This window comes from Brachyspira innocens ATCC 29796 (assembly GCF_000384655.1).
In the GTDB taxonomy this organism is placed as follows: domain Bacteria; phylum Spirochaetota; class Brachyspiria; order Brachyspirales; family Brachyspiraceae; genus Brachyspira; species Brachyspira innocens.
On the sequence record NZ_ARQI01000054.1, the window covers coordinates 1 to 9,217 of the forward strand.

General features: G+C 30.4%; 7 protein-coding genes. 5 read left to right on the forward strand and 2 right to left on the reverse strand.

All coding sequences use genetic code 11. From position 1 onward, the window contains the following. Positions 1-485 precede the first annotated feature (485 nt). Genes F811_RS0101095 through F811_RS0101110 form a run of 4 tightly spaced genes read left to right on the forward strand, consistent with a single transcriptional unit; the run spans position 486 to position 4,418 of the window. A complete protein-coding gene (locus tag F811_RS0101095) occupies positions 486-1,406 on the forward strand; it encodes an ABC transporter permease (protein ID WP_020003463.1) in 921 nt (306 codons plus the stop codon). A gap of 16 nt (positions 1,407-1,422) precedes the next feature. Continuing rightward, positions 1,423-2,406: an ABC transporter permease gene (locus F811_RS0101100; protein ID WP_020003464.1), complete on the forward strand. Its 984-nt coding sequence runs from the start codon at positions 1,423-1,425 to the stop codon at positions 2,404-2,406. Between the two features lie 23 nt (positions 2,407-2,429). Further along, positions 2,430-3,407, forward strand: a complete 978-nt coding sequence (locus F811_RS0101105; RefSeq protein ID WP_020003465.1) for an ABC transporter ATP-binding protein — start codon at positions 2,430-2,432, stop codon at positions 3,405-3,407. 48 nt (positions 3,408-3,455) lie between these two features. Continuing rightward, positions 3,456-4,418, forward strand: coding sequence for an ABC transporter ATP-binding protein (locus tag F811_RS0101110; RefSeq protein ID WP_020003466.1), 963 nt, complete (start codon positions 3,456-3,458; stop codon positions 4,416-4,418). A 254-nt stretch (positions 4,419-4,672) separates the two neighbouring features. Here the strand turns inward: F811_RS0101110 and F811_RS0101115 are convergent, their stop codons facing one another. After that, on the reverse strand, positions 4,673-5,851 hold the full coding sequence (locus F811_RS0101115) for an ATP-binding protein (protein WP_020003467.1): 1,179 nt from the start codon (positions 5,849-5,851) through the stop codon (positions 4,673-4,675). 235 nt (positions 5,852-6,086) lie between these two features. Here F811_RS0101115 and F811_RS0101120 point away from each other — a divergent pair, with 235 nt between their 5' ends. Next, positions 6,087-7,748, forward strand: coding sequence for a methyl-accepting chemotaxis protein (locus tag F811_RS0101120; RefSeq protein ID WP_020003468.1), 1,662 nt, complete (start codon positions 6,087-6,089; stop codon positions 7,746-7,748). A gap of 83 nt (positions 7,749-7,831) precedes the next feature. Here F811_RS0101120 and F811_RS0101125 read toward each other — a convergent pair whose 3' ends face one another. Then, positions 7,832-8,956 carry a hypothetical protein gene (locus tag F811_RS0101125; RefSeq protein WP_020003469.1) on the reverse strand — a complete coding sequence of 375 codons (1,125 nt, stop codon included), beginning with the start codon at positions 8,954-8,956 and terminating at the stop codon, positions 7,832-7,834. Between the last annotated feature and the right edge of the window lie 261 nt (positions 8,957-9,217).

The following is a 9,217-nucleotide window of genomic DNA, read 5'->3' on the forward strand; positions in this document are numbered from 1 at the left end:
TCTAGCAAACTCATATAAGTTAATACCTACAATTATCTAATACTTTACATTATAACAAATTATAGCAAATTATCAAAATATTTTTATTTAATCATTGGATATTCAGCCGCATGTACATTGTACTATTGATAAGTTTGAGCATTACCGTGCGGGAAGGTGCTACAGCTCGTAGTTATTAAATCTTTTAGCAAACTCATAACTTTACTTTTAAATCCTACCGCCAAATATTATAATAAATTATAGCAAATTATCAAAAATATTTTTATTTAATCATTGGATATTCAGCCGTATGTACATTGTACTATTGATAAGTTTGAGCATTACCGTGCGGGAAGGTGCTACAGCTCGTAGTCGGGAAGGTGATGCGGCTCATTGGATTAAAATTAACTCTGTTTAAAGTTTGACAAAACTTTAATTTTAATAGATAATATACTGTCAATAATAATTTTGTTATTTTCATTATCCAAATTTAAGAAGGTATTTTTATGTTTTCTTATGTTGTTAGAAGATTATTAGTTTCGCTTTTAACTCTTTTTGTTATAGTAACAATAACATTCTTTTTGATGCACACAGTACCGGGGGGACCTTTCGTAGGAGAAAAGCCTCTAAGCAAAGTTGCCCTTGAAAACTTAAATAAGAAATACGGACTAGATAAACCTAAAATAGTACAGTATGGTAATTATCTTAAAAATGCTTTAAGAGGAGATTTAGGTACTTCTCTTACAAAAATAGGGCAGTCTGTTTCTGGCACTATTATAAGAGCTTTTCCAGTATCATTTAGGCTTGGAATATTCAGTATGTTTATTTCTACTACTATAGGGGTATTGTTTGGAATAGTTGCTGCATTAAGACATGGTAAATTTGTAGACAGGGCGGTAATGGTTGCTGCTACTTTGGGTATAGCAGTTCCTAGTTTTGTAGTTGCTACAGTTTCTATTATTGTATTTTCTGTAAAGCTGAAACTTCTTCCAGCATACGGATTTGATTCTTTTGCTCAGTATATAATGCCGGGTTTTGCTTTGTCTTTCAGCTCTCTTAGTTTTATGGCTAGGCTTATGAGAAGTTCTATGCTTGATGTTATTCATCAGGATTATATAAAAACAGCAAGGGCTAAAGGTATATCAAGAAGCATAATAATATTTAAGCATGCTTTAAGAAATGCTATTATACCAATAGTTACCTATATAGGACCTCTTGCTGCTGCAATTTTAACTGGTTCATTTGTAGTAGAGAAAATATTTAATATACCCGGACTTGGAAGATACTTTGTTGAAAGCATAACACAAAGAGATTATCCTACAATATTGGGTGTTACAATATTTTACGGAGCTTTTTTAATAGCTATGAATTTCTTGGTTGACTTATCATATGGTATTATAGACCCTAGAATAAAAATACAGGATTAAATATAAGGGGATTGCAATGGAAGAGAGTTTGGATAAATCATTATTTGTTAAAGCTACCGATGAAGAAAAGGCTTCAGCTGAAGTAAAAAGAGAGAGTGTAACATATTGGCAGGACGCATATAGAAGATTTAAGAAAAATAGAGTTGCTTTAGTATCTATTATAGTTATTGGTATTATAGCAGTTCTTTCTATTATTATACCTATAGTTTCAGAATATGGATATGCTCAGATAAATAGAGGAGTAGAAAACAGCCTTCCTACTTTTGAGCACCCATTCGGTACTGATACTTTGGGAAGAGATTTGCTTGTAAGATGTATGATAGGAGCTAGAATTTCGCTTTTAATCGGTATAGTATCAGCCACTTTAGTTGTTATAATAGGTATAGTTTATGGTTCTATATCAGGATATTTTGGCGGTATTACAGACAGCATTATGATGCGTATAGTAGATATAATAAGTGCTGTTCCTACACTTTTGGTAGTTGTATTATTATCAGTTGTACTCAAAGCCCCTATGGATAAGTTATTTTTGCAAAATGAATCATTAAGAGGTATAGGACTTTTAGGTCCAGGACTTTTCAGTATATTTATAGTTATATCTCTGCTTTATTGGACTAATATGGCAAGAATGACAAGAGGTCAGATTTTGGCATTAAAGGGTCAGGAGTTTGTAACGGCCGCCAGAGCTTTGGGTACTCCTCACAGCAGAATAATTTTTAAGCATTTAATACCTAATGCTATGGGAGCTATAATAGTATCTGCTATGGTTCAAATACCTAATGCTATATTTGTTGAGGCTTTTTTAAGTTTCTTAGGTTTAGGAGTTAGTGCTCCTATGGTTTCGCTTGGATCTCTTACTTCTAATGCTGTAAGCGGTGTTTATTCTTATCCTTATCAGCTTCTTTTTCCTGCTGCTTTGATAAGTATTATAATACTTTGCTTTAATTTGGTAGGTGACGGATTAAGAGATGCATTAGACCCTAGAATGAAGAACAGATAAGAAAGTTTATAAAGGCGGTTACAATGGAGAATAATCATTTATTGGAAATAAAAAATTTAAGCGTATCTTTTTTTACTCCTCTTGGAGAGGTTAAGGCTGTTAATAATATTTCTTATAATTTGGATAAATCTAAAGTTTTGGGTATAGTAGGGGAGTCTGGAAGCGGCAAGAGTGTATCAGCTTATTCTATTATGGGACTTATTGATGAACCAGGTAAAATTATTAATGGGGAGATACTTTTTGAAGGCAGAGATTTAATAAAACTTTCAGAACATGAGAAGAAAAAAATCAGAGGCGACTCAATCTCTATGATATTTCAAGACCCCATGACTTGTCTTAATCCAGTATACACTATAGGAAACCAATTAATGGAAGCCTTGACTACGCATCAGAAAATAAGCAAAACAGATGCAGTAGAGAAAATAGTTGAACTTCTTACATTGGTTGGTATTAATGAGCCTAGAAGAAGAATAAAACAATATCCTCATGAACTTTCTGGCGGTATGCGTCAGCGTATAATGATAGCTATGGCTTTGGCAGGAGACCCTAAAATACTTATAGCCGATGAGCCTACTACTGCACTTGACGTTACTATACAGGCACAGATACTTGAACTTATAAAGGATATACAGAAAAAAATACAAATGGCTGTTATACTTATTACTCATGACTTTGGAATTGTAGCAGATATGGCAGATGATATTATAGTAATGTATGGAGGAGGCATAGTAGAACGCGGAACTGTTTATGATATATTTGAGCGTCCTAAACACCCTTATACTTTAGGGCTTTTGAAATCACTTCCTCGTATTGATATAAAGCAGGACAGGCTTATTCCTATAGAAGGAACACCTATTGACCTTTTAAATATGAAGTCTGGCTGCCCATTCAGTACCAGATGTGAAGAATGTATGAAGGTATGTATTGATAATAAACCTCCTATAACAGAGTTTGAGAAAGGTCATTTTTCAGCCTGCTGGCTTCATCAAATGCCTAAATAATCTTTAATTATAGTAAGTAAATAATATGAGCAATAAAAGAGAGTTTTTATGAAACCTTTAATAGAAATACAAGATTTGAAACAACATTTTAAAATCAAAGGCGGATTCTTCGGAAGAAGTATACAAACAGTAAAGGCTGTTGACGGGGTATCTTTTACTATAAATAAAGGTGAAACTTTTGGGCTGGTTGGCGAGTCTGGAAGCGGAAAAACTACTTTGGGAAGAACTTTACTTCATCTATACAAACCTACAAGCGGAAAGATATTTTTTGACGGAGAAGAGGTTAATAATGAAAACTACCGTAGTTATGCTAAAAAGATGCAGATAATTTTCCAAGACCCTTATGCCTCTCTTAATCCTCGTATGACTGTTGAAGATATAATAGGTGAAGCTCTTGATGTACATAAACTCTATTCTGCAAAAAATGAAAGAAGAGAAAAAGTTATTAATCTTCTTAAACTTGTAGGTCTTAATGCAGAGCAGGCACAGAGATATCCTCATGAGTTTTCTGGAGGACAGAGACAGCGTATAGGTATAGCGAGAGCTTTGGCGGTTAATCCAGAGTTTATAGTATGCGATGAGCCTGTGTCAGCATTAGATGTATCAATACAGGCACAGATTATAAATATGCTTTATGATATGCAGCATGATATGGGGCTTACTTATCTTTTTATAGCTCATGATTTAGCTGTTGTGCGTCAGATATCAAAAAGAATAGGTGTTATGTATTTGGGCAATATTGTAGAGCTTACAGACAGCGAATCATTATACACAAAATCTTTACACCCTTACACACAGTCATTGATTTCAGCAATACCAATATCTGAGCCTTCAGTAGCAAAGACAAAAAAACGTATAATACTTTCTGGTGAAATACCTTCTCCAATCAATCCTCCTTCAGGCTGCAAGTTCAGAACTAGATGCCCTAAAGCCGAGGCTGTTTGTGCTGAAAAAGTGCCAGAGTTTAGAGAAGTAGAAAGCGGGCATTATTGTGCCTGTCATTTAGTGTAAATGAATATTATTTGTTTTATAATTAACTTTTTGTTTTATATATTGATTTTAGCCCAAATCGTTTTATGGGATAATGTACATAATATCTTGAGTAATGTAAATATTGGTATAGTTTTATATTTATTAAAATATATGTATTTATCAATGTAAATAGAACTTTTACTAAGGCATTTAAAAAAGTTTATAAAATCATTAAATATATATTTATTTTTATATTAGTTGCAATTTATACTACAATAGATACTCATTATAAATTATAATAAAGTTTCTATAAACTGTCTTGCTGCTCTTGGGCTTCTTCCAGCACTTCTTATAGCATAACTTTCTGCTTGTTTTATAAGCTCTTCTTTATCCATTTTTATATTATTTTCTTTGGCATAAGAAAGTACAATATCTACAAATAAATCTTTATCTGGTCTTTGATAAGTGATAATAATACCAAAACGGTTAGTTAAACTCATTATCTGCTGAATAGTATCTTCTATATGTATATCATCGCCTTGTCTGTCATTAAAATTTTCTTTTATTAAATGTCTGTAATTGGAAGTAACATAAACTACTACATTATTTGGAAAAGAGTTTACGCCCCCTTCAAGTACAGCTTTCAAATAGGAAAATGTATCATCATTAGAAGAGAAAGTTAAATCATCTATAAATATTATGAATTTAAGAGGACTTACGCTTAGCATTTCTATTATATCTGTAATGAATGATAACTGACTTTTTTTAACTTCTATAAGCCTTAATCCTTCATTTTTGAACATATTAGCTATTGCCTTTATAGTGCTGCTTTTACCAGTTCCTGCATCTCCGTAAAGAAGTATATTATTAGCTCTTTTTCCTTCTAATAGGCTTTTGGTATTTGTTATAACTTTGTTTCTTTCTCTCTCATATCCGTATAGTTGTTTAATATCCTGCATATCCTGATGCTTGGCTGGTATTATATTTTTTTTATCATCAAGTGTGAACATGTTGTTATTATAAAATATTCCATATCCTTTTTTATTTATATCATTTATATGATTTGCGTATATATTATAAAAATCTATTTTCTTATTTTCTAGTTTTGATACAGAATATTCTTTTGAAAATAAAGTATTAAAATCAAATAATGATAATAATTCAAAAAAATTAAGCTCATTTTTTAGTGCATTTTTTAAGGCATCATTTATATTTTCATTTCTTATATATTTATTTATATATATATTATCGTCATGAAATATTTGTTCTAATATATAATCGCCTATTGTATCATTATATTTGAAAAGTTCGTATAAAAAATCGGAATAATAATCCGCCACTTTTATTTTGTCATTATCATTATAAATTTCTAAAAATTTTAATAATTTTTTTATCACTTTTGTTTTGATAATATTTCTGAATATTACTATATTAGAGAAACCGATTCTAATTTGTGTTATTTTATTATCCATTTATCATTATTCCATAATTATTTTTTATAGCAATATATTTTAAGTTTATTATAAATAATATTCAAGCACTTTTTATGTAATTTTTTTTTAATTTTGTGTATAAAATGTAATTTTTTTGTTATATTTAACATGTAATGTATAATTTAAAAGGAAAATATGTAATTTATTTTAAATAAATAGTTATGTAATTCCGAAATCATTATAAAAATAAAAACTTTACTGGGGATATTTTATTATGAAGATAAGGACTCGATTTATTATATTTGGTGTATATACTTTTGTTGTTACTATATTATTGATATATCTTCAGATAAGAATAGTAAGAAGTGTAACAGAATATAGCCGTATTTATCAGCATACTATAAAATCTTCTGCTATAGCAAGGCAGTATCAGCAAAATTCAGCATTTTTAACTCAGTTTGTAAGAAGTTATGTGGCTACAGGAGATGCTAAATATGAACAGGCTTATAATGACTGTATAGCTATATCAGGTGGTACAAAACCAACTCCAATAAATTATGACAGAGGTATGTATTGGTCTATTTATTTGGGCAGCGGTAAAAAGCCTTCTTATGACGGAGAAACTAAATCATATTCAAATGTTATGAAAGATTTGAATTTCTCTAAAGAAATGTTTGATTATTTAACTTTGTCAAAAAGCCGTTCAGAAGAATTGGTAAAATTAGAAGTTCAGGCTATGGAAATAATAAAAAATATACCTAGAAATCCAGATGGAAGTATACCTGAAGAATATAAGGCAAGACAATTAGAAGCTATAGAGCTTGTTAATGGTAAATCATATGAAGAAAGTGTTTCTCAAATAATGACGCCTATTAATCAGTTTTTTGATAAACTTGATTCTGATAATAATTTGAATCTTCAAAATGCAGCAGGAGAAGTTAAAAGAGATACTATATTATTTTTCATATTTTTATTTATAGTAGGATTTTCTGTTGTAATTTTCTTGGCTTCATTAGGAAGGAAAGTAGGAAAGAATTTGAGATTATGTGTTAGTTTGGCTTCAGAAATATCTCATGGTAATTTAACTGTAAAAATAGATCCGAGCAAATACAGGGGACATAGCGAATTTGATTCACTTCTAAGTAGTTTTGATGAAATGGTATCACGTTTAAGAGAAATTATTACAAGAGTTTTAGAAAGTTCAAGAGAGATTTCAGAGGCAGCTACAGAAATAGCTCAGGGTAATACTGATTTATCAAGCAGAACAGAAACTCAGGCTTCTCATTTGGAAGAGACAGCTTCATCTATGGAACAAATTGCATCTACAATAAAATCATCTGCGGATAATTCTTTAAGAGGTAATCAGATGATGCAGGATTCTGAAAAATCAGTTCAGGAGGCTGGAGAAATAATTGAAGCTACAACTAATAATATAGAACTTGTTTTTGAAGCAAGTAATAAAATTACAGATATAACTAAAATAATAGAAAATATAGCTTTTCAAACTAATATATTAGCTCTTAATGCTGCTGTAGAGGCTGCACGTGCGGGTGAACAGGGTAAGGGGTTTGCTGTAGTAGCAAGTGAAGTAAGAAACTTGGCACAAACAAGTCAGTCTTCTGTTAAAGATATTACTTCTTTAATTGCTGATTCTAATGATAAAATTAGAATAGCTACTGAAACAGCTAGAAAATCTAAAGAAATATTTATGGATATAGAACAGAAAATAGAGGATACTTCAAAAATTATGCAAGACATCAGTGCTATGGCAGTAGAACAGCAGGCTGGTGTAGATCAGGTAAATATGGCAGTTTCACAAATGGATCAGTCTACTCAGCAGAATGCTACTTTGGTAGAACAGGCTACAGCTTCTTCTGAAGCTTTAATGGGACAGGCTAAAGAATTAGTTGATTTGATGCATTTCTTTAAAGTTTGATATTTATAAAATAAAAAATATTTATGCAAAAAATAATAGCTATATAAAAAATTATATAGCTATTATTTTTTTATTGCTGCTTTTTATATATTGTAATTTTTAATTTTTTCTATCCAGTTATTATATTCTTCATCAGATATCTCATCTAATATTTTAACATATGGTTTTAATTTTTGATGAGGTTTTGAAAAATAACTCATATTCCATTTTATAGGTTTTTTCCACATTCCATCGCTGTCCATAATAATAATATGCATTCCGTCTATATCGGGTATCTCTTCAGGAGACATATCCCCATACAACATAGTATTTAAATCAAGCTCTCCGTTTTCATCTTCTATTTTGTAGCTGCCGTCTTTTTGCATAGCGTATATTGTATAGTACTGCATATGTGCCTGAGATTCTGTCATTTCTTTGGCATAAGAAGTACCAGATGCTATATTATAAACATTTTCATCAAATTCATAATTATCAATTCCATATCTTTTTAATAGTTCTTTTTTGTATAACTCACTTTCTAATAATGTTATAAGATAGTATGCATTACTCATATCAGATGCTTCTATAAAAAAACCTCTTTGAGTTTTTGGAGCTAATACTAAAATTTTGGTATTACAGCATGCCTCTGCTGAAACATGAATATATGATAATGATTGAATATAAGTTTCTAAATATTCTATATGATCCATTAAATCTAAAGATATAAAATATTTTCTTAAATCCTGATTTGAACAAAGCACTGTCATAAGAGGAGCAATCATCATATCTATCCCGATAAATGCCTCTAATGATTTATAATCAGTTTTATACATAACTTCAATATTAACATTTGCAATATCTTCATCAGTAAGTTCATCTTCATCTACATTGTAAAGCTGAGATACATTATCAATAAATTGGCATGCCTGTTCTATATTTTTAGAGAATAAGCTAATAATATTTTTACCCATTTCTTCATCAGCGATTTCTGTATGGAATATAGCATGTCCTACAAAGTTGGCAGCATAATATGATTTTAATATATCCATATTATTAAATTCTTTAGATATTTCTCTGCATATTTCTAATTCTTTTTCCTCATTATCTTTTATATATTCTTTTAATTTTAGAAAACTATCATTTTGAGATATAAGCTTTTTATTTATAACCTCCTCAATGTTAGCCTTTTTCTTTGCATACTCAATATATTCTTTAACTATACTTTCCATAAATATAATCTCCTAACATAAAGTTATATTTATTATACTTAAAAATTTTTATTCTGTCAAAGTTTAATTGATATTAAAAAAATATAAATCATTATTTAGTCCCCCGCATCTAATTCTTGATGTTAAGAATTAGACGAGTGGGAATTGATTTTAAAAACTCGTTTCGGTAAGAGAGTCGGCGATTTAATTGTCGAGTTTTCGTCCCCCTACGAGCCGTTAGGCGAAGTGCCTACTTGGGTTGGGGGAATTGATTTTAAAAAC